Annotated in this window: 16 protein-coding genes; 3 read left to right on the forward strand and 13 right to left on the reverse strand. The window is 46.9% G+C overall.

Annotation, left to right across the window (positions count from 1 at the left end; genetic code table 11):
* Window positions 1-389: transposase (locus tag N836_RS66540; RefSeq protein WP_023071803.1), on the forward strand; the 389-nt coding region annotated here is incomplete at its 5' end.
* A 251-nt stretch (window positions 390-640) separates the two neighbouring features.
* Here the strand turns inward: N836_RS66540 and N836_RS66545 are convergent.
* From N836_RS66545 to metH, 4 genes are all read right to left on the reverse strand, one after another.
* Window positions 641-982: a hypothetical protein gene (locus N836_RS66545; protein ID WP_023075866.1), complete on the reverse strand. Its 342-nt coding sequence runs from the start codon at window positions 980-982 to the stop codon at window positions 641-643.
* 21 nt (window positions 983-1,003) lie between these two features.
* A complete protein-coding gene (locus N836_RS66550) occupies window positions 1,004-2,173 on the reverse strand; it encodes an alpha-hydroxy acid oxidase (protein ID WP_023075867.1) in 1,170 nt (389 codons plus the stop codon).
* 262 nt (window positions 2,174-2,435) lie between these two features.
* The gene (locus N836_RS66555) at window positions 2,436-3,779 is read right to left on the reverse strand and encodes a dihydroorotase (RefSeq protein ID WP_023075868.1); all 1,344 of its coding nucleotides are present in this window, start codon (window positions 3,777-3,779) and stop codon (window positions 2,436-2,438) included.
* A 553-nt stretch (window positions 3,780-4,332) separates the two neighbouring features.
* A complete protein-coding gene (metH, locus tag N836_RS66565) occupies window positions 4,333-7,968 on the reverse strand; it encodes a methionine synthase (RefSeq protein WP_023075870.1) in 3,636 nt (1,211 codons plus the stop codon).
* A gap of 551 nt (window positions 7,969-8,519) precedes the next feature.
* On the opposite strand from metH, the gene N836_RS66575 reads away from it, so the two are divergent.
* Window positions 8,520-9,551, forward strand: coding sequence for a metal ABC transporter solute-binding protein, Zn/Mn family (locus N836_RS66575; protein WP_023075872.1), 1,032 nt, complete (start codon window positions 8,520-8,522; stop codon window positions 9,549-9,551).
* 281 nt (window positions 9,552-9,832) lie between these two features.
* Here the strand turns inward: N836_RS66575 and N836_RS66580 are convergent, their stop codons facing one another.
* The 4 genes from N836_RS66580 to N836_RS66590 all read right to left on the reverse strand — a co-directional run bounded on the left by N836_RS66580 (window position 9,833) and on the right by N836_RS66590 (window position 12,310).
* Window positions 9,833-10,555, reverse strand: coding sequence for a DUF4336 domain-containing protein (locus tag N836_RS66580; RefSeq protein ID WP_023075873.1), 723 nt, complete (start codon window positions 10,553-10,555; stop codon window positions 9,833-9,835).
* A gap of 86 nt (window positions 10,556-10,641) precedes the next feature.
* On the reverse strand, window positions 10,642-11,052 hold the full coding sequence (locus N836_RS66585; RefSeq protein ID WP_023075874.1) for a GNAT family N-acetyltransferase: 411 nt from the start codon (window positions 11,050-11,052) through the stop codon (window positions 10,642-10,644).
* A 682-nt stretch (window positions 11,053-11,734) separates the two neighbouring features.
* Window positions 11,735-11,914, reverse strand: a complete 180-nt coding sequence (gene ykgO, locus N836_RS74940; protein ID WP_442785780.1) for a type B 50S ribosomal protein L36 — start codon at window positions 11,912-11,914, stop codon at window positions 11,735-11,737.
* A gap of 60 nt (window positions 11,915-11,974) precedes the next feature.
* The gene (locus N836_RS66590; protein WP_023075875.1) at window positions 11,975-12,310 is read right to left on the reverse strand and encodes a hypothetical protein; all 336 of its coding nucleotides are present in this window, start codon (window positions 12,308-12,310) and stop codon (window positions 11,975-11,977) included.
* A 251-nt stretch (window positions 12,311-12,561) separates the two neighbouring features.
* Between N836_RS66590 and N836_RS66595 the strand changes: the two genes are divergently transcribed.
* Window positions 12,562-13,686: an NAD(P)/FAD-dependent oxidoreductase gene (locus N836_RS66595; RefSeq protein WP_023075876.1), complete on the forward strand. Its 1,125-nt coding sequence runs from the start codon at window positions 12,562-12,564 to the stop codon at window positions 13,684-13,686.
* A 483-nt stretch (window positions 13,687-14,169) separates the two neighbouring features.
* On the opposite strand, the gene N836_RS66600 is transcribed toward N836_RS66595, so the two are convergent.
* The 5 genes from N836_RS66600 to N836_RS66620 all read right to left on the reverse strand — a co-directional run bounded on the left by N836_RS66600 (window position 14,170) and on the right by N836_RS66620 (window position 19,774).
* Complete coding sequence (locus tag N836_RS66600; protein ID WP_023075877.1) at window positions 14,170-15,516, reverse strand: M23 family metallopeptidase; 1,347 nt, start codon at window positions 15,514-15,516, stop codon at window positions 14,170-14,172.
* Window positions 15,517-16,001: 485 nt separating this feature from the next.
* Complete coding sequence (locus N836_RS66605; RefSeq protein WP_023075878.1) at window positions 16,002-16,505, reverse strand: cupin domain-containing protein; 504 nt, start codon at window positions 16,503-16,505, stop codon at window positions 16,002-16,004.
* Window positions 16,506-16,726: 221 nt separating this feature from the next.
* Complete coding sequence (locus tag N836_RS66610; protein ID WP_023075879.1) at window positions 16,727-17,161, reverse strand: GyrI-like domain-containing protein; 435 nt, start codon at window positions 17,159-17,161, stop codon at window positions 16,727-16,729.
* Window positions 17,162-17,693: 532 nt separating this feature from the next.
* Window positions 17,694-18,653, reverse strand: a complete 960-nt coding sequence (locus N836_RS66615) for a CobW family GTP-binding protein (protein WP_023075880.1) — start codon at window positions 18,651-18,653, stop codon at window positions 17,694-17,696.
* Window positions 18,654-18,712: 59 nt separating this feature from the next.
* Window positions 18,713-19,774 carry a WD40 repeat domain-containing protein gene (locus N836_RS66620; RefSeq protein WP_023075881.1) on the reverse strand — a complete coding sequence of 354 codons (1,062 nt, stop codon included), beginning with the start codon at window positions 19,772-19,774 and terminating at the stop codon, window positions 18,713-18,715.
* Window positions 19,775-19,776: the final 2 nt, after the last annotated feature.

Here is a 19,776-nt window from a genome sequence, read left to right on the forward strand (position 1 = left end):
CTCTGTTTTTTCAAGCCTTAGCTGCGCGCTATCCTAATGCGGACAAAATCCAGGTTGTGCAGGATAATCTCAACACCCATAATGTCAGTTCTTTCTATGAATACCTGACGGCTGAGGAGGCCTTTGCCCTTGCCCAACGGTTTGAGTTTCACTACACCCCAAAGTCAGCCAGTTGGCTCAATATGATTGAGATCGAGTTTTCGGCACTGGCTAGAGGCTGTTTGCATCAGCGCATTCCCACACAAGACCAATTAGAGCAAGCGGTGCTCGCCTTGGTGCAAGAACGGCATGACCAGCGTATCCGCATCCATTGGCAATTTTCAGTTGAGGCCGCACGCGATAAATTTCAGAAGCATTATGTCAAAATTCGAGAAGATAAGACTCTCTAAAACGGTAGAAAACTTACTTTCCAGTGTACTAAGTAAGCTCCGGTCAGTTCGTTACCATGAGTGCCACCAACGATTGCGACATTCAGGATCTTCATGATGAGAAACCTTATGCAGTATAACTAACTACCTTGTTCTGTTTATATCGTCGCATGGAACGTAGCACAACCAGAGCGCTACTGGCACTCATAACTCTGAAAAGATTGGAGTTCCTGAATTACACCATCGCTAACCCGGCCACTCGTTCGCACTAATCATCGACGCCGTTTAATTTGCCTAATAACTTCTTCTGCAGTCAGGCGATCAAGTAGCTGATTTAGATAGTCAGGCAGATGAGAATATTGATGGAGTTCCTTCAAGTCTTGACAATCTGCATTAAACTCGCAGCCTGGTAAAATTTCTCCCGTATTGCTATCGACAAAAACATTCCAATATTCACCGACCAAACCGACGATACTAACGTTAACCATACACTCATTATTATCAAAACAGGTTGCACCTACAACCTCAAACAAGTGATGGTGATCTGGAAATACTTCCAGATCAGACAAGAGATAATTGAGGGCTGTTTGTTTGATAGTAGTTATTTCTAACATACAGGTGTAATCTTCAAGTATTTACATAGGCCGTCTAGATGAGTGACGAAAGCGTAGATTATCTCTACTCAAGCGATCGAGCTTGGTCACTCCCATCAATTTCATATCACGCTCAATCTCAGTGCGCATACTACCTAAAGCACGCTCAACGCCTGCTCTCCCAGCAGCGGCCAATGCATAGAGATAGAACCGCCCCCCTGAACATGCTTTAGCTCCAACAGATAGCGCCTTAAGCACATGCGTACCGCGTTGAATACCACCTTCGCAAATGACATCAACTTTATCCCCAACAGCATCACAAATTTCTGCAAGTTGATCAAAGGGACTGCGCGAACCATCGAGCTGACGGCCACCGTGGTTAGAAACCATAATGCCCGTACAACCAATATCAACAGCACGCTTGGCATCTTCCACACTCATTATCCCTTTCAGTGCAAACTGCCCGTTCCACTGTGCACAGAGTTTTTCGGCATCCTTCCAATTCATGGATTGATCTAGCATTGTTGAGAAGTAATCGCCAACAGAGACGGCTAAATTCGTTCCCGTCGAGACATGGCCAGACAAATGTGGCATATCAAACTTTTCTTTTGTGAAAAAGTTCCAGGCCCATGCTGGATGCGTCGCAAAACTAATTAAGGAGCAAGGTGTTAATTTTGGTGGCGAAGTAAATCCCGTACGCAAATCCCGTTCGCGATTACCACCCGTAATGGTATCGACGGTTAATGCCAACACATTAAAGTTCGCTGCTCGTGCGCGTTCAAGCAACGCATCATTCAAACCGCGATCTTTATGGAAGTAGAACTGAAACATCTTCGGCGTGTTTGTGATCTCTGCGATTTCTTCAACAGTTACTGTCGCCAGTGAAGACACCCCAAACATCGTTCCATATTTTTCAGCAGCGCTCGCAACCGCACGCTCTCCTTCATGATGAAAAAGGCGTTGCAATGCTGTCGGGGCACAGTAGATAGGCATGTCTAGTTTTTGCCCCATCACCTCAACTGACATATCCACATTTTCCACACCGACAAGCACGTTCGGAATAAGATCACAGTCTTCATAGGCTTCAGTGTTACGCCGATAGGTCTGTTCATCATCGGCTGCTCCATCGATGTAATTAAAAATTGGTCCTGGTAGTCGGCGTTTGGCTAATTTTCGGAAATCCTGAAAATTGTGACAGTCATTCAATCCCATAAAATACCTCAGTGAGATTTATATTTACCAGACAGGTCATCCTATTCCATTTTGAGAAGCATTCAACCTTCATCGCCAGTGCCTAGGGAATAAACCGTTTCAAAATATCTATCCGAAAGTGATAACTCAGATATCTCTTGACATTACTTTATCAAATCATCTTTATGCATCTATTTAGAACTCTGGCCAAGGAAATATAACGCTAAGTTAAGCTGCGACGTGCAGCGTTGTCTGCTTGAACGCTGCATTATCCCAAAAATACCTATCTCAAACCCTTAAATTCCAATCGTTTTGAAACTCCTGGACACTCAATTAGTTTTTGACCATCAAACACTAATTGACCATTAACCCAAGTACTCACAATGCTGACACTAAATCTATACCCCATAAAAGGAGACCAGCCGCAATGGTAAAAGGTATTCTCAGGTGTCACCGTAAAAGGTGTTGACCTATCGACCAACACCAAATCAGCAAAATACCCTTCACGAATGTAACCTCGATCAATTACACCATATCGAATAGCGGGATTATGAGCGGTTTTTTCAACTAACTGAGTAAGAGATATACGTTTATTAGCTACTTGATCAAAGAGGGTAAGTAAAGCATGTTGTACTAAAGGCAACCCAGCAGGAGCTTTTGGATAATCTCTCTGCTTTTCTTCCCAAGTGTGCGGCGCATGATCGGTGGCAATAATATCAATACGACCTTCGTGCAAAGCTTGAATTAAGGCGGCGCGATCACTGGCTGCCTTAATGGCTGGATTACACTTAATCAGGTTTCCAAGTTCTGTATAATCCTGATCGCTAAACCATAGATGATGAACACAGGCTTCAGCGCTAATGGACTTATTAGCAACCGGCCCCGGATCAAATAAGCTTAATTCTTTGGCGGTGGTAATGTGTAAAACATGTAAGTGACTGCCATGACGCTTGGCTAAATTTACCGCCAAGGACGATGATGCGAAACACGCTTCAGCATCTCGAATAACTGGATGATCGTTAATAACGATGGGACGATTTAACGCTTCAACACGGGCTAGATTTTTCGCGATCACCGGACCACTTTCACAGTGAGTGACAATTAGTGTTGGTGCCTTCCGAAAAATATCTTCGAGTGCCGTTGGATCTTCAACCAATAAGTTACCGGTTGAAGCACCCATGAAGACTTTAACGCCACAATGTTTACTTGGATCCAGGCGTTTGATTTGTTCAATATTATTTTCCGTGGCACCTAAATAAAACGAATAGTTGGCAATCGAACTTTGCCGAGCGATTTCATATTTATTCTCTAGGGCTTCAATAGTGGTTGTGGAGGGGTTTACATTAGGCATTTCCATAAAACTCGTAATACCACCCGCCACCGCCGCCCGAGACTCGCTTGCAATAGTCCCTTTATGAGTTAGCCCAGGCTCACGAAAATGCACCTGGTCATCAATCATTCCAGGCAGCAAATAAAATCCAGATGCATCAACGACCTCTTCACTCCCAGAGGGTGTTATTGATCGAGACATTTTTTCTATGCGTTCATTGCAGATACGTACATCAGATGAAAACACCCTACCTTCATTGACTAGCTGGGCATTCTTGATCAAAATTTTTCTAGTCATGTACCCCCCTTTTCATTTCACGTACGTTTTATTCAATACTTAAAAAAATGACAAACTAACCTTCAGGAAATTGAATGGTAATTACTTACCTTGCTGAATGATCAGCTAACGCCGACAGCGCCCGCCCATGCCTTAGGTGCCGTGCATGTCCTTTCCCTCAAATCTGACACTTGGGTTCGGATTGCAAAGCACTAACGCCTGGTTTAAATTCATCCCAAGTCTTACGTACTTGCCCGTAGCATTGAGGTGGTGTAATGGGTAAGTTTTTCAAGTAGAAGAACGTGACTTTCTCGAAAGATTCCAACAGGAATATCACCTCTGTGGTTGGATCATAATTGTCAACAGCTTCCAAGATGTGAGCAATCATAAAGTGATGGGGCAAAATCGCAGTATCAGGATTCGATCCATCGTTTGTTTCTCTCATTGGAGACCTCTATTTTGAAAGCCAATCCAGTTGAAATAAGCTATGCCAATACCTAGCAATCAGCAAGAACAGTTAGCAAGAAAAACTAGAGGCCACCCATATTTAAGCGTGGTCTCATTGCCGCTCGATCTAAGCACTAAAATATCTAGCAACAGGATGGTAGCTGACAAAAGCAGTGGTGGATTGCTCTGGATAAAGTTGTTCGCTTTCATCGATCGATAACCCAATGCGATCGCACCCCAATAACTCCAACTGTGGCACCTGATCCATCACCGCCGGACAAGCCGGATAGCCAAAACTATACCGAGACCCCTGATACCGTTGGGCTAAGACATCACGAATGTTATTTGGCTCTAAATCCCCATAGCCCAATTCCCGCCGAATTCTGGCATGACTCCATTCCGCCAAGGCTTCCGCCAACTGTACCGCCATCCCGTGGAAGTAGAGATAATCGGTGTAGCTGTTGTCTCGATAAAGTTCCTGTGCTTTCTCGGTGGCAATGTCTCCCATCGTGACGGCCTGCATGGGAAAGACATCAAATTCATTGTGTTCGATCGGGCGAATGAAATCCGCAATGCACAGCCGACGCCCAGATCTCTGCCGGGGGAAGGTCCACGTCACAAACGGTGTGGCGTCTTTGGGGGTAGAGCCATTCTCGATCACACTTGGCTCATAAACATGGACAGAATTACCCGTCGCCGCACAGGGAAAATAGCCATACACGAGCGTGGGGTCCAGCCAGGGTTCTGTGCGAATTTTTTGCTTCCAGTCTTCCAAGATGGGGTGAACCTTTGATGCCAGAAACCAATCATATTCCTCACGAGATTGGTCTTTTGGTTTACGGAATTGCCATTGGCCAGCAATCAGTGCCTGCAAATCCATGTACCAGAACAGTTCTTCTAAATCCAGGTCGTTACTCTGAAGAATCTTTGTCCCCCAGAAGGGCGGCGCAGGACGTTCAATATCGATTGCCACATCTGTTGAGCGTTCAGTGTCAATGACCGTGGGTTGACCGGCTTTCGGCTCATCGCTCTCCCGATCTGAATCTTCAATCGCCTTGCGTCCCTTTTGGTTAAACTGAGCAAATTCCCCTGAAAAGCCTTCGGTATCAATCCAACACTGCTGTTCTTTGGCAGGCATCAGCCGATCCATAAAGGTCAAATCGGCAAACGCATCTTTACCGTAAATCACCTGCCCGTTGTAAGTCTCTTGACAATCTCCATAGACAAATTTTGGTGTGAGTGCCGCACCGCCCAAAATCACCGGGACCGTAATCCCTTTCGCATTAAATGCGGCGAGATTGTCTTTCATAAATGCGGTGGACTTCACCAGCAAGCCACTCATAGCGATACAATCCGGCTGATGCTGTTCATAGGCTTCGACAATGGCCTCAATGGCTTGTTTAATACCCAGATTGATCACCTTGTAGCCATTATTGGTCAAGATGATATCCACCAGATTCTTCCCAATGTCATGGACATCGCCTTTAACGGTGGCAATCAAGAATTTCCCTTTACCGCGATCTTCATCCTCCCCTTCGACTTTTTCCATGTAGGGTTCGAGGAAGGCAACCGCAGACTTCATGGTTTCGGCGGACTGTAACACAAAGGGCAATTGCATTTGACCCGAGCCAAACAGTTCGCCCACCACCTTCATTCCATCCAACAAAAACGTATTGACAATCTCCAGGGCCTTATAGTCCGCATCTAACGCAACCTTTAACGCCTCATCCAAGCCAATCCGCTCGCCATCAATAATATGTTGCTTCAAGCGTTGGTCGATGGGCAAATCGGCTAGAGAAGCCCCCGCTCTAGCATCCTTCGTACTCACCCCCGTAAAAATTTCCGTCAGCTTCGTCAACGGATCGTAGGTGCAAATATCTCCTTCAAATCTGCGATTGTCATAGATCAAATCGAGACAGATTTGTTGATGGTCATCGTCAATCTTCGATAACGGTAAAATCTTGGCCGCCGAGACAATCGCCCCATCCATCCCAGCCTTCATCGCTTCATTGAGGAAGATCGAATTTAAGGTAATGCGCGCGGCTGGACTCAAGCCAAACGAAACATTAGAGACTCCTAGCATAAAATGCACACCGGGCAGATTCTCCCGAATCAGTCCAATGGCTTCGATTGTGGCTTTAGCATTTTCCCGATCCTCCTCAATCCCTGTTGAAATCGGTAGAGCTAAGGTGTCAAAGAAAAGTTCATGGGGGGGAAGCCCAAACTTGAGCGCATCCTGATACGCCCGTTGGGCAATCTCGAATTTTTTCTGGGCGGTGCGAGCCATGCCTTCTTCATCGATACAGCCGATGACCACACCTGCGCCGTATTCCTTCGCTAATTGCAGCACTTTAAAGAATCGCTCCTCTCCATCTTCATAGTTGGTGGAATTGAGCAAACACTTGCCCCCGGCGACCTTGAGACCTGCTTCCATTTTGGTCCACTCGGTGGAGTCGAGCATCAGGGGAAGCGTCGTATGCTTCACTAGACGCGACACCAGTTCTCGCATATCCCGTTCGCCATCCCGCCCGACGTAATCCACGTTTACGTCCAGCATATGAGCGCCTTCCTTGACCTGGGATTTTGCGATCGCCAACAACCCATCCCAATCATCTTCATTCAACAAGGTGCGGACTTTCTTAGACCCGCTGGCATTTAATCGCTCGCCAACAATCAAGAAAGAATTATCCTGCTGATAGGTTTGGGCGGAATAAATGGACGCTGCCGCTGGCGTATAGGATAGGGACTCTCGCACCTCCCCCACCGTATTTTGTCGGACTTCACGCTCTTTGAGTGGGGTGTGTTCCACCGCATCGGCTAGCGCTTTAATATGGGCTGGGCGCGTACCGCAGCACCCCCCAACAATCTGAACCCCATGTTCCGCAATGAACCCCGTCATGGCAGTTGTATAGTCTTCGGGGGTCATTTTATAAACCGCCTGACCGCCAACATTTTCGGGTAGTCCTGCATTGGGAATACAGGAAATGGGGAAGGGGGAATTTTCCGATAGATATTTAATGTGGGACGTCATCAAATTGGGACCCGTCGCACAATTTAGGCCTAAAACACTGATGGGAAACGGTTCTAAAATTGCCAGTACCCCAGAGATATCGGTCCCCACCAACATGGTCCCCTGGATTTCCATGGTCACAGATACCATTAAAGGGAGACGTGTCCCTTTTTTTGCAAACACTGCCTCAAAGGCACTTAATGCCGCCTTAATTTGCAGAACATCTTGACAGGTTTCCACGATAAAAAGATCGGCTCCCCCGTCATACAAACCTTCTGCTTGCACCATGAAGCTCGTTTTCAGTTCATCGTAGGTAACATGACCGAGGGTCGGTAGCTTGGTGCCTGGCCCGATGGAACCGGCAACAAATCTTGGCTTCTCAGGCGTCGTAAACTCATCTGCACAACTGCGCGCCAACTCTGCCGCCTTTCTACTTAGCTCGTAGGCGCGATCGGCCAGATCGTACTCTGCTAGGACTAAGGGGCTAGAGCCAAAGCTATCGGTTTCGACAACATCTGCCCCCGCTGCAAGAAAATCACGATGGACCTTCGCCACGGCTTCTGGCTTGGTGATGACTAAGTATTCATTACACCCTTCATATGCTGCTCCACCAAAGTCCTCGGCAGTTAAGTTTTGGGATTGCAGGTTAGTGCCCATTGCGCCATCGAAAATTATCACTGGACGCTCTGGACTCTGAAGCCGCTGAAGAAATGAACTCTTTAGCTGAGGTTTCGGAGCTTCAATACTTAGCATAGACGAATGGTTATAGGGGACCTAGGCTTTCTCCTGCAAGCTTTTTGACTTTCATGCAAGCCAATGGGATAGCTGAGGACGAAACCAAAATCATTAAAATGAGAATGATTATCATTCTCATAATAGAGAGCTGGTCCAAATTTGTCTACGTTTTGAAAAACAACTCGAATGCTCCTGGTTCGATGTTCAGATATCCCAACTACTCTGCGTCCGAATGCAACCAACATTCCATGATGTAGTTCAGGATGAGAACGCTGCGAACTTTGTGTGGGTTGGGCTTGTTAGAGTTGAGGACACTGCCAAAGGGCGGGACTTTTCTAGCCATGGTAAAAGTGCTAACAAACCATGGATCAACACGGAGATAAAAAGCATTACACCGCGATTCCGCTTTTTGTCCATGGCAGTGCAAGTTAAACAATTCAAAAATTTAGTCGTGTTGACAGGCTAAAGGGCTAGATTTACCCTAGCAAACCACTATGATAATGATTATCATTCTAGATTTGCCCTACTCTAGATTTGCCCTACTCTAGCCATCTGTGAAACGATAGCCCATGAAACTTTCTTTTCGCCTATTGACTGCGCTTGCTGCCATTGGCGGAGTCTCCACGCTGCTTCTGGGCCATCAGTCTGCCCACAGCCAAATCACTCCTAGAGTAGTGGCGAGCTATAGCGTCCTGTGCGATCTCACTGAGCAAATCGCTCAAGATACCGTGGACGTAACCTGTCTTATCGAAGCGGGTGAAGATCCCCACATCTACAGCGCAACGCCTTCCGACAGACGGGCTATTGGATTTGCCCATTTGGTTCTTTATGGGGGCTACGGGTTCGAGCCAAACATTATTCAAATGGCCGAGTCGACACACGGAAACACCCCTCTAATTGCCGTTTCCGAAGTTGCCGTTACCGAACCGCTTTTAGGCGAAGCTCACGATCATGGCAGTCATCGTGACCGTGGACACCATGGACATGGACACCATGGCCACGGTCACAATGACCACGGCGAAAAGGGTATGTCACCTGATCCCCATGTCTGGCACGATGCCGAAAATGGCATTGCAATAGTTCGCGTTATCCAAGAGGAGCTGAGCGTGCTTTCTCCTGAAAATGCCGAAGTTTATCAGGCTAATGCAGAGACCCTAATCGCTCAGCTCACTCAACTCGATAGTTGGATTCAGCAACAGGTAGCCACGGTCCCCGAATCGCAGCGGGTCCTTGTGACGACCCATGATGCATTGGGCTACTACGCCGATGCCTATGGCATTCGCATTGAGGCCGCTTTGGAAAGCTTTAGTACTGAGGCTCGTCCGTCAGCCGCCGACTTAAGAGAACTAATCGATCTTGTTGAAGACAGCAATATACCTACTGTCTTTATAGAGTCAACTAGCAACCCTGGACTGATTGAAGCGGTTTCTCGGGAGACAGATATTGGCATTTCAGACGAGCCGCTTTACGCCGACAGCTTAGGCGAAGCTGGCACGCCCGCAGGGACCTATACAGGTATGCTGATGACCAATACCTGCACAATTGTCACCGGATTAGGTGGCAGATGCAACGAAGCTGCTGTACAGGCATTTCTCGACTAATCTAGACGACTGCTCACTCAAAAGCGTTCTTTTCAGGCTGAACGGGTGGTGATCAGTCACAACGAGCTGTTGCTGAAAACGGTGGTCCATTTTGGGCTTGCTGCTGAGTGAGATCGAGCTACACCAAATCGCCTACGGGATAGTGCTCATAGGCGGCTTTAGTCTTGGATTGGCATCCGTGCTGACTAGCCTGGGGTTAGCCGCAGTTTATGGACAATAGTGGCTTGAAAAATCTCTCTTGGGAGCTGGAGTGAGGCAGCGGCGGTTGGCGTTCATTAAGGTTATGCAGCAATATCCAACGCCTCCCCTAAAAATTTCTCGTATCCTCGTTTGAATTTCTCTTTCCCATTCTGCTCTATGATGCTGCCGTGAGCCATAATCACGCGCTCAAAGTCCCAGCCTAAAATTTGCTTGATCGATTTTCTTAATTTATTCTTTTCCGTTGTTGCAACCCACTCTAATAATGATGGACTCAAGCTTTTATATCCCCCAATCACTTTGGTCACTAATTGTGTGAGTATTGGAAAGCTCTCATCAAAATGAAAGGCAGCATCAGTCAATATTAGAGTACGACTTGCAGCATGAAAGAAGACGCATTCGTTAAGTGAATCAAACCCGTTTAACCCAAGCGTTCTGAACCCATCTAAAAATACGTATTCAATCCCACTCCATGGCCCGTTTTCGCTATCCTTAATGATTTGGTCGATTAACAAATCTGGCTTTTTAATTTCTAGTCCTGGTACAGCCCAAAATGTCGCATTTGGATAGATTTTTTTGAAACTGGCGGCAAATAAATAGTGATAAAGATTAGGAGCAATCATATGTTTCACCAGTCCAAGTTCGCCGAGCTGATTAAAAATTGAATCACTGACTTGAACCGGAGAAATAACTAATAATTCGCGACTTTCAAGCCGAACTACTGTCATTCTTGTCCCTATGTTGAGGCCAAAATATCGTAACGACTGTTCGGCAACCCAAATATCTCTACCAATTTCTCTAAGCATTTAAAGATCCTACATTCCTAAATTGCACACCTGAAATTGATTAGGATTTGTTCATCATCCTTCTGCGGATAATTTATCTACCCCAGCTATTCTGCGCCCGGATGCAACCAACACTCCATGATGTAGTTAAGGATTGGAACGCCGCGAACTTCGTGTGGGTTGTCGCGGACAACGCGGAAACCATGGCGCTCAAAAAAGAAGGAGCGCGCTGTGATGGAGACCTCGGCGTAGAGACGGATCAGATTGGACCGTCGCGCCTCCTGGAAGATTTGCTCCATGATTGCCGACATGTGCCCCTTGCCAGCGTGAGCCGGGGATACGTAGGTGTAGTCTACATGCCCGTCAGCATCGAATTCGATAAAGCCTGCGATCTCACCATCCACAACTGCAACCCAAGGTTGCTTGTGATCGCATCGCCTGCGCCATTTCTCAGCCCAAGCATCGTCCGCCCTCAATGGTAGTGGCTCAGGCGTTACGCCGCTCCTCAGTGTAGTCATCGCGGGTCAGTTGATGCACTGCGTCGTAGTAGATTCGACCAATCGTGAGTTCATCACCGGGCGCGTACTTTCGAATCATGGCCTGTGGGCAACTTTCTCGCTGTCGCTAAAGTTCCTGAGTCATTTGTCGTCTCAATATTTTCCAATGCAGCCTAAGGGTGCTTGCTCTCTCTTAAGAAGAACGGTCGCAATTACCGAGTTGCGGCCAAGAGTCATACATTTTCAGAAACCTCGGTGCCTGCAACTCCGATGCCCGCGTTGTTATCTGGCGATCAGCTGTGAAATAAAACCATTATCTTGAATCAGTACCCAGTAGGGAACTCCATCGGAAGGTTGTCATGTTTCGTTTAGGAATTCCTCGTCAGACGTTAATCATAATGCATCTACAATCGATTTTACTCGATTATCAATGTCTCCGTACTTGACGCTTAGGAGATCGCTCAATTGGTGGCGAAACACAACTCACTCTTGATTCAAACGCCGACTAAAATCCAACATGGGATCATAGTTGGTCAATAATCAAAATTATCTCCTATCCCCCAAAATAGAGTTGTTGGAGGATAGGTTTAAAGTTTCATGAAAGTTGCTGCTAAAAAGGACTTCAGAGGTCGTGACAAAAAATCCTAAAGCCCAATCTGTATAGACATTTTATCGATTTTTCCGCTATTTTTCAACAGGCTTATTAGCGTTTTTTCTTATTCATTTTTTTTCCTTGCACCGCTTTGAAGCGAGGGTTTGACTTACAAATTACATAAGTACGCCCTCTGCGCCGAACAACCTGACAATCTGGATGACGTTTCTTTGCACTTCCTAAAGAACTCAGTACTTTCATTGTCAACGAATAAATAGGAATAGTTATCATTATTGTATCCGAAATCGGGCGCAGTTGTCAGCCCATGTGATCGCATTCAATGCGACTGTATCAATCTTGATCGTCAGTTGAGTCAAAAAAGAAATATTCTGCTTGCTCCTTATCGATGGGCAGACGATTTTGGTAGTAATCATCTAACTCTTGGGACGAAATTGGATACTGAACTGGGTCATCAAAAAATGCCTTTACTCGGAGGTAACGGCGTAATCCAGCCGCGCTAGCATCTTCACAGGTTGCTGCCAAAAAATCCTCTGGTAAGGTGTTGCTGACCTTGCACCAAGCCACCAGCAGAATTCCTTCGATATCGTCCGAAGGAGCTTGATCCATCAATGATTCCAGCCCTTCTAAAACTTCAATAATGGGAATGAGTTGAGTGTCATCAACCATCGTCTTAGCTTTGTATAATGATAATGACTATCATTACTATACTCTTGCATGTCAGTGGTCAGCGCCCTGACAAAAATCTGCATTAGCCTCGGTCTGACCACAGTGGCTTGGATGGGATAAGGTGCAGGAAGAGCTCTGGCAAAGAGGAATCATCAGGAGCTAGCAGCCTGAATCTTGTCACTACCCAACTGGACAATAAATGTGACAATGATTATTATTCTCGTATATTCTTAATATTCGGGTAAACCAGCGTGAACCACCCCCAAACGGATCTGTCCTATGACGTTGTGATTGTCGGCGCGGGAGCAGCAGGTATTGGCTGTGGCGTCGTGCTCAAAGAGCTGGGTCTGGAGCGCTTTACTATTTTAGACCGACACCAGGTGGGAGCCTCCTTTATCCGCTGGCCCAAAGAGATGAGCTTGATCACGCCGTCATTTCCTAGCCATGGCTTTGGGCTGCTCGACCTGAATGCAGTCACCTTGAAGACTTCGCCTGCGATCGCATTCCAGCAAGAGCACATCAGTGGACAGCAGTACGCCATTTATCTGCAAACGATTGCTGACTACTTTGAGTTGCCGATTCAAACTGAGGTGGATGTGCAAAGTGTTGCCCCCTTGCCCCAGGGAGGGTTTACCCTGCACACCAGCAGCGGCGAGATATCCACCCAGTTTGTGATCTGGGCCGCCGGAGAATATCAATATCCTAAACTCAATCCTTTCCCAGGAGCAGAACACTGCCTCCACAACAGTCAGATTCGGACATGGACCGATTTAGAGGGCGATGAATTTATCATTATCGGCGGCTATGAAAGCGGTATGGATGCAGCGGCCAATTTAACAGCAATAGGCAAGAAAGTTAGCGTGCTTGATCGCAGTGACGCCTGGGTGAATCCCGACCCCGATCCCAGCATCTCCCTATCGCCCTACACTCTGCAGCGTTTGAAATTTGTCTATAACACCGGTCGCCTGAAGCTGGTGGGGAACGCGCCCATTGAAGAGGTTGAACCTATTACTGGTGGCTACGCGGTCTACAGCGAATACCAGAAGTGGGTGACGGCCCATCCCCCAATTCTTTGCACCGGGTTCGACACTAGTTTGAGACAGATTTCCCCACTGTTTGACTGGTCCAAGGGCTATGCGGCACTCACGGAAAATGACGAATCCACACTTACCCCAGGTCTGTTTGTGAGTGGTCCCTCCGTGCGCCATGGCGACCTAATTTTTTGCTTTATTTATAAGTTTCGCCAGAGGTTTGCTGTCATTGCTAATGAGATCGCCCAGCGCCTCGGCATCGACCCTGCACCCCTCGATGCCTATCGCCAGGCCGGACTCTTTCTTGACGATCTCTCCTGCTGCAGCAACGATTGCGTCTGTTAGGGAGGTCTAGCGCAACTCCACGCCCATAAGCCGACCGGTTACCGGATGCCAACGATAGCGATGGCCGAAGGCCGGTCTGTGACCATCGCAAATTCTCTCACCACGTAGTGCAAGTCAACCAAGCCTTACGGGCTGGGTATCGCTGTTCTGACGGTATCGCCTGTGCCCCCTCTTTGAAGAATCCGGCCTCCAATAATGGGTCTAGTAATGGCTCGCACCAAAATGGCAGAGTGTCCCAACCATTACCAGCACCCATGATGCTCAGGTGCTAACCCAGGTGGAACAGTTTTTGGCCAGTCATCCTGGGATTATGTGAGATTTTTGAGCATTGACCTTAGGGCAAAACAGCGTCAGCTAGAGAAAGTAATTCAGAAGCCAGAGTGAGTCTTGAAAAAAGAATTTAGTTTTTGAACTGTTCCGCATGGAGCTTTCTAGGCTAATCGACCTGTTAGTATGCCGCGGAGCGGCATGCAGGTACGACGGTTATCGATTCTCCTGTTGTCGTAATTGTTTCTCTACAACGTTCGGGCTTAAATCAACGGTTTTGCTACCATAGTTGATCCACAATCTAAAATCCACATGAGGCGGATAGGTATAGTTCCCTCCAGTACCACCCATCACGCCAATGTATTGGCCCTGCTTGACGTAATCTCCTTTTCGGACAGAAAAGCTCTTGGCGTGAGCATAAGCCCCTTTGATTTGGTAGAACTTGCCAGAGAGTTCAAAAAATATAAAAAAGTCGACATGGCACCGATTACCATAACTCCCCTCGGCACCGACCTTGGTGACCCTGCCAGGATACCAATTGTGGATTGGATCGCCAGATGTGGTTACCACATAGTCAATCCCATAGTTGCGCTGACTAGGACTGAGCGTTTTGATTGAGGCCGAATTGTCAGAAAAAATTGCATAGGATGTTGGTTTCCAACTATGTCCTCTTGGCTCCATGAAGCCACCTGTGAATATTATGTTCTTTAGAATAGAAGATGTAGTAGAAACGTAGTTTGAACTCCGCAATTGCTCTTCAGGCACCTTGAAGTTCTCCTCGAATAGAGAACGAAGAACTACCTGGATTGGGCGTTCCAACGATTGATCGCCGAGAGCAACTTTTAAAGCTCGTTTGCCTATGCTAAATAAACCAAAGCGAAATTTCCAGGAGCCATCAGCCTGGACCTTAGCTGTTGAGGATTGAAGTTTGTTATTTATAAAAAGCTGAACGGGTCGCCCATTATCCTTCGAGGAAGCAATACCTGAAATAATAAAGGCTTCGCCAGCAATTACCTTAGATGGCAAATTTGTGATGCTAAAGACTGCCCTTACTACAATCTCAAATGTGTGACTGAGGTCTTCTAAGGTAATCTTGATCTTTCGGGTGCCTGGACTGGAGAATCGGAAGCTAAATTTGAAAGTCCCATCGGCTGCAACTACCGGCTTATGCGCTGGATTCTTAGTCTGGAGATAAAACTTGCCATTGACCTCCACATACAAGTCAGTTGATTTACCCACCAGCGACTTAGAGGTTTTTGCTTTGATAGTAAATGCTTCTCCTACTTCTACGGATGTTGGCTTCTTGATAATTTCTATGACAGGTGATGGGTCTACCGGCATTGGGTCTGGTTCTGAGGCCCCAATACCGACAGCGATGACCATAGCGCCAGGCTTTTCAAAGTCCGAATCCGTCAACCATCTTTGGAGCGTTGCCAATGTAATAACTTTTTCGCCGGGCTCACCAGTTCCCTCTGGACGGGACTCTTTTACAATTTTCTCAAGGTAAAAATTGCCTTCCATCAGATAGAAAGCATGATCAGTCTCCTTAATCCAGGTAGTCATGGGGCTATGTCTTTAAAGAGTGGCTAATCAAATACTAGATCGGATTTGAACGTATCTAAAATCATTTATTGTCTTTAGCGCCTCATCCATACATCGATCTAGTGGCCCTGTTGCTCTCAATTTATCTGAACTGCCATCAGTTGTTCTTTTAGATGTTCAACCTGACGTATGAGTACAAGCTAAAACCGCAAGCCGATCAAATTAAGCACGCTCTAGAGATGTGCTGTAAGGTCTCGAATTATGTGTGGAAGGAACGACTTTCCCTAACAGGTAGTTCACTGTCTAAACGCTGATTGGTGAAGGCCCCAGCAACTTGCAAATAGGATTAACGGCTAAGATAAGCGGCAACGAAAAAGCTAGAACGAAGCACAAAGTTTTGAAGTTGCCGCTTCATCGACTTGTTAGCTGGCTTTTTCCACAGAGCGCTTCAACGTATCCTAGTTTTTTCTATCCAACCAACTAACTCTGGCAGCTTTGAGACTTCACTATGATTCTAATGCTCCAAAGGGTTTAGCATCAGAATCATCATAAATATCAATTGAATCTCCATGACGGAGCATGCGTTTTCGAAGACGCGGAAACTCTGCAATTTCCACTTCTAGATTTTCTCCTCCCATCAAATACACTAGGTCTTCGTCGCCTGTATTTCTAAGATGATGAGCAACCGAAGGAGTTGGAAATCCCATAAAATCTCCTGAACTCACTTCAAATTCCTCTCCGTCAATTTCCGCAACACCGCAACCCGACAAAATGTAAATCCATTCTTCCTCCCGATAGTGTGAATGATAAACAAAGGACTCCTTACCAGGAGCAACCCTTACAAAGTTAACGCCGGTACGCTCTAATCCAACTGTACGTCCGAGATAGGTTCCAGATATTTCAGACTTTGGGTTCCAGGGGTGAGAGAACGTCTGGATACTGTCTGCAATTTGCTTAGCCCGCAAAATCAGAGTTTTTTTGCCTTCCATAATGTTCAAAGTTTGTTGCATCTTTTGCTCACTTGATGCTAAGCGCCAACTGATAACTTAACAACTACCACCACCTTACCAACAGCCAGCTAACGATTAGCGTAATCGGGCTGCGACGAGTGATTGTCCAAACGATTAGCGTAATCGGGCCGCGACGAGTGATTGTCCATCTGAAAACGCCCAGTTTCGCGGCTCCGGTGCATCGCATTGTTATTCGCCCGTTCGAGTGACCCTCCGGCACGTCAAGCTACGCCAACGAAAATGTCAACCGCTTGGGGCGACGTGGGATCATGAATCTCAAAGTCACTGTCATAAGCGCGATCCAGATCGGAAGTCCAAATGTCGCGCCAAGCCGTCACCAACGCAGCAGGCATTTCGCCAGCAGCGTGACACCGAACGTATCGCCCCGCCGGAAGCGTACGAATCGTGAACTCACTTGGTAGGTCAGACGCATCATTTACCGTGCAGCCAAGAAAGAACGTGTACGGTTCGGTGTGGTCGCCGTCATAATCGCAGTAGATCGCGATCAAGTTGCCGTCGGAACGATTCGGGATTTGAGCAGCGAGTTGCTCAGCCATGAAACGTTGCCAAATGGCACCGATCGCCTGCGGGTTGTCGTTGGACGCACGGCATTCGATGCCGATGAGTGTGCGTTCTGGTTGTTCGGTGATGTTCATGCCGTGGGGTTCAGAATCAGGGGTTCAGGGCGGCTAACTCTTATTAGACTGATAGTTTCAGTCTATCTGCCCAAAACAAGGTAGATACATTGATTCTTCGCAGTATAGCTCGCCAAGTCAAATGGATAGGCTACAAGTTGTCCATATAGTACGCTCAAATCAGGTGAATATATTGCAAGTTTCAGTATAGCTGCCGAGTTTTCTCAGTAAGTTTTTCTGGCGACAGGTCAAAATAAACACATTTGTCATGTGTGTACCACCTATAAAAACACAACCACGAAAGTTACCAAACTAAGTCAGAGTCCAGATTCACTTAAACCATTACTCCGATCGCCCTGATTTACTGTCGATGCCAACGGACAGATCCACCTGGTTGATCAATCACCGTGCTCCCCGCTGCCACTAATTGATCGCGAATATCATCTGCCGTTATAAAATCTCGCTGTTGTCGAGCCGTTTGGCGCTACTGCCAGAGCACTCGATGTATTCAGATCATCGTCCATGGCGGCTTTGGAACCATTCCTGATGATAGTTATCGAGTCATACAGTTATTTAAATTTTGCATCAACGAGAGTACATCTAACTGACGGCCAATCCACACCATTTCCGTTTTCGGCGGTGTTTTCCACTTACTATCATCTATTGCAAATCGGCTCCCGCTCAGTTGAAACAGATGTCGCTTTTCACTCTCCGCGAACCAAATAATTCCTTTGGCTCGGAACACATTATTGGGAAGCTGATAGTCGAGAAATTGCTGAAACTTTTTGAGGGCAAAGGGGCGATCGCCTTTAAATGAAACAGATATAAACCCATCATTTTGGAGATGCTGGGTAGAAGAATCGGCGGCAGAAGCATTCTCTTGGACCACAGCGGCATCTGTTAGTTGAACATTTAAAATCAACGATAAAGGAACCTGACTATGGGTTGCCTGTAATATTCTGGCTTTTTCCTTAATAGAATAAATTTGATTTTTCAGCTTCTGAACTTTTGGTTCAAGCACAAGATCGGTTTTGTTCAGAAGAAGAATATCGCCATAGCGAATTTGATTCATCGCTGCGTTGCTTTCATAGTGAAGGTCTGGGTCAAAGGTTTCCGCATCGATTAAGGTAATCACGGCATCCAACTGGGTAAAATCTCTCAGCTCTGTTCCAAGAAACGTGAGCATGATAGGCAACGGATCGGCAACGCCCGTGGTTTCTAGCACCAGATAATCAATACGGTCTTTCCGTTCTAATACACGATAGACTGCCTCCGTGAGATTATTGTTAATGGTACAACAAACACAGCCATTGGTGAGTTCTATCATGTCCTCTTCCACCTCAATCAAGAACTGGCTGTCGATGTTAATGTCCCCAAACTCATTGACGAGAACAGCCACCTTAAAATCTTCAAAGTTTTGAAGGATATGATTCAGTAGCGTTGTTTTCCCACTGCCTAAAAAGCCAGTAATGATGGTAACAGGAAGCTTCTGAGAATCAAGGATGGGAACCATAACGCTTACGCCTGTAAAAGGGAGGGATTGAAATGCTACCAGAAAACGATTGACCTGTTCTACTTAACTCCTCTTCTAGCCGTTTCGGTCCACACAAACAGCTCACCTCCACTACCACCAGCGGCTAGCATTGTGCCCTGCTCAGACCAGGCCAAACACGAAAATCCGCTAGAGCCCCCTTCCAACATTTGCGCAATCTGGCCAGACTTTCGCCACAAATACAAACAATCATCCTCAGCCGCAGACGCCAGTAAGAGAGTATTAGGCCGAAACGCAATTGCTTGCACTATCCCTTCATGGGCATCCAACACCTTAATAAAGCCCTTTGATGGATTAGCCGCCCTTGCCCACACGACAATCCTTTCTCCACTCCTTGCTGCCAGCAGAGGCGTACCCTTTACAGTCGGTTTTGACCAGGCTAACTGTCGCACTTTGCCAGGCAGCCCCTGCATCCGCAAGGGAGATGAGTTATCTTTTTCCCACATCAAAAGCGACCGGTTATTATTACCCGATGCCAGGTAGGCACCGTCTGGCGACCAGGCAATTGCCAAGCTAGCCCCACCCGCTTCTCTCACCTCTGGGGCTTTATCCCAGTCCTGGGATTGCCAAGTTTTAATGCGCTGATTCCCACCCAGCGATATCTGTGTACCCTGGGGATGCCAGTCTAGATCTAACACAGACGAGTCTTCAAAGTTTAAGGTGGTTACAACAGTTTGCTCAACGGCATGCCACACCTGCACACAACGTCCAAAACTAAACGCCAATTCCGGAGAACTGGGGTGCCATTGCAACCGGTCAATCCAGGTACGGGCATGTTCCAACTTTGTTAGCAGTGTGGGTGAATCACCGTCAATCTGCCAGATCCAGACTGTGCCTGCTTGGCCCCCAGCGGCTAGAAATTGACCATCGGCAGAGATGGCCAGGACGTCTATCGACTCTCCCTGGGAGTTTTGTAGACATGTTGATTCACCCGTTATAGGCGTGTAGAGCATCACCTCGCCTGCATCAGAACTGGCCGCAAGTTGAGCACCATCAGGTGACCAGGCAACGGCTGTTACATAGTCCGAAAGACGGGTTTCCCACAGCTGCTTGAATAAATTTTGTTTCTTTATTCTCAGCATTG

This window comes from Leptolyngbya sp. Heron Island J (genome assembly GCF_000482245.1).
In the GTDB taxonomy this organism is placed as follows: domain Bacteria; phylum Cyanobacteriota; class Cyanobacteriia; order Phormidesmidales; family Phormidesmidaceae; genus Leptothoe.

What these genes read in the sequence shown, in the direction of transcription:
- N836_RS66605 (WP_023075878.1), bottom strand. Translation starts at nt 16,505, where the DNA reads ATGCAACAAACTTTGAACATTATGGAAGGCAAAAAAACTCTGATTTTG.
- N836_RS66580 (WP_023075873.1), bottom strand. Translation starts at nt 10,555, where the DNA reads ATGCTTAGAGAAATTGGTAGAGATATTTGGGTTGCCGAACAGTCGTTA.
- ykgO (WP_442785780.1), bottom strand. Translation starts at nt 11,914, where the DNA reads ATGATAACTATTCCTATTTATTCGTTGACAATGAAAGTACTGAGTTCT.
- N836_RS66610 (WP_023075879.1), bottom strand. Translation starts at nt 17,161, where the DNA reads ATGAACATCACCGAACAACCAGAACGCACACTCATCGGCATCGAATGC.
- N836_RS66575 (WP_023075872.1), top strand. Translation starts at nt 8,520, where the DNA reads ATGAAACTTTCTTTTCGCCTATTGACTGCGCTTGCTGCCATTGGCGGA.
- N836_RS66585 (WP_023075874.1), bottom strand. Translation starts at nt 11,052, where the DNA reads ATGACTACACTGAGGAGCGGCGTAACGCCTGAGCCACTACCATTGAGG.
- N836_RS66590 (WP_023075875.1), bottom strand. Translation starts at nt 12,310, where the DNA reads ATGGTTGATGACACTCAACTCATTCCCATTATTGAAGTTTTAGAAGGG.
- metH (WP_023075870.1), bottom strand. Translation starts at nt 7,968, where the DNA reads ATGCTAAGTATTGAAGCTCCGAAACCTCAGCTAAAGAGTTCATTTCTT.
- N836_RS66550 (WP_023075867.1), bottom strand. Translation starts at nt 2,173, where the DNA reads ATGGGATTGAATGACTGTCACAATTTTCAGGATTTCCGAAAATTAGCC.
- N836_RS66600 (WP_023075877.1), bottom strand. Translation starts at nt 15,516, where the DNA reads ATGACTACCTGGATTAAGGAGACTGATCATGCTTTCTATCTGATGGAA.
- N836_RS66615 (WP_023075880.1), bottom strand. Translation starts at nt 18,653, where the DNA reads ATGGTTCCCATCCTTGATTCTCAGAAGCTTCCTGTTACCATCATTACT.
- N836_RS66545 (WP_023075866.1), bottom strand. Translation starts at nt 982, where the DNA reads ATGTTAGAAATAACTACTATCAAACAAACAGCCCTCAATTATCTCTTG.
- N836_RS66555 (WP_023075868.1), bottom strand. Translation starts at nt 3,779, where the DNA reads ATGACTAGAAAAATTTTGATCAAGAATGCCCAGCTAGTCAATGAAGGT.
- N836_RS66620 (WP_023075881.1), bottom strand. Translation starts at nt 19,774, where the DNA reads ATGCTGAGAATAAAGAAACAAAATTTATTCAAGCAGCTGTGGGAAACC.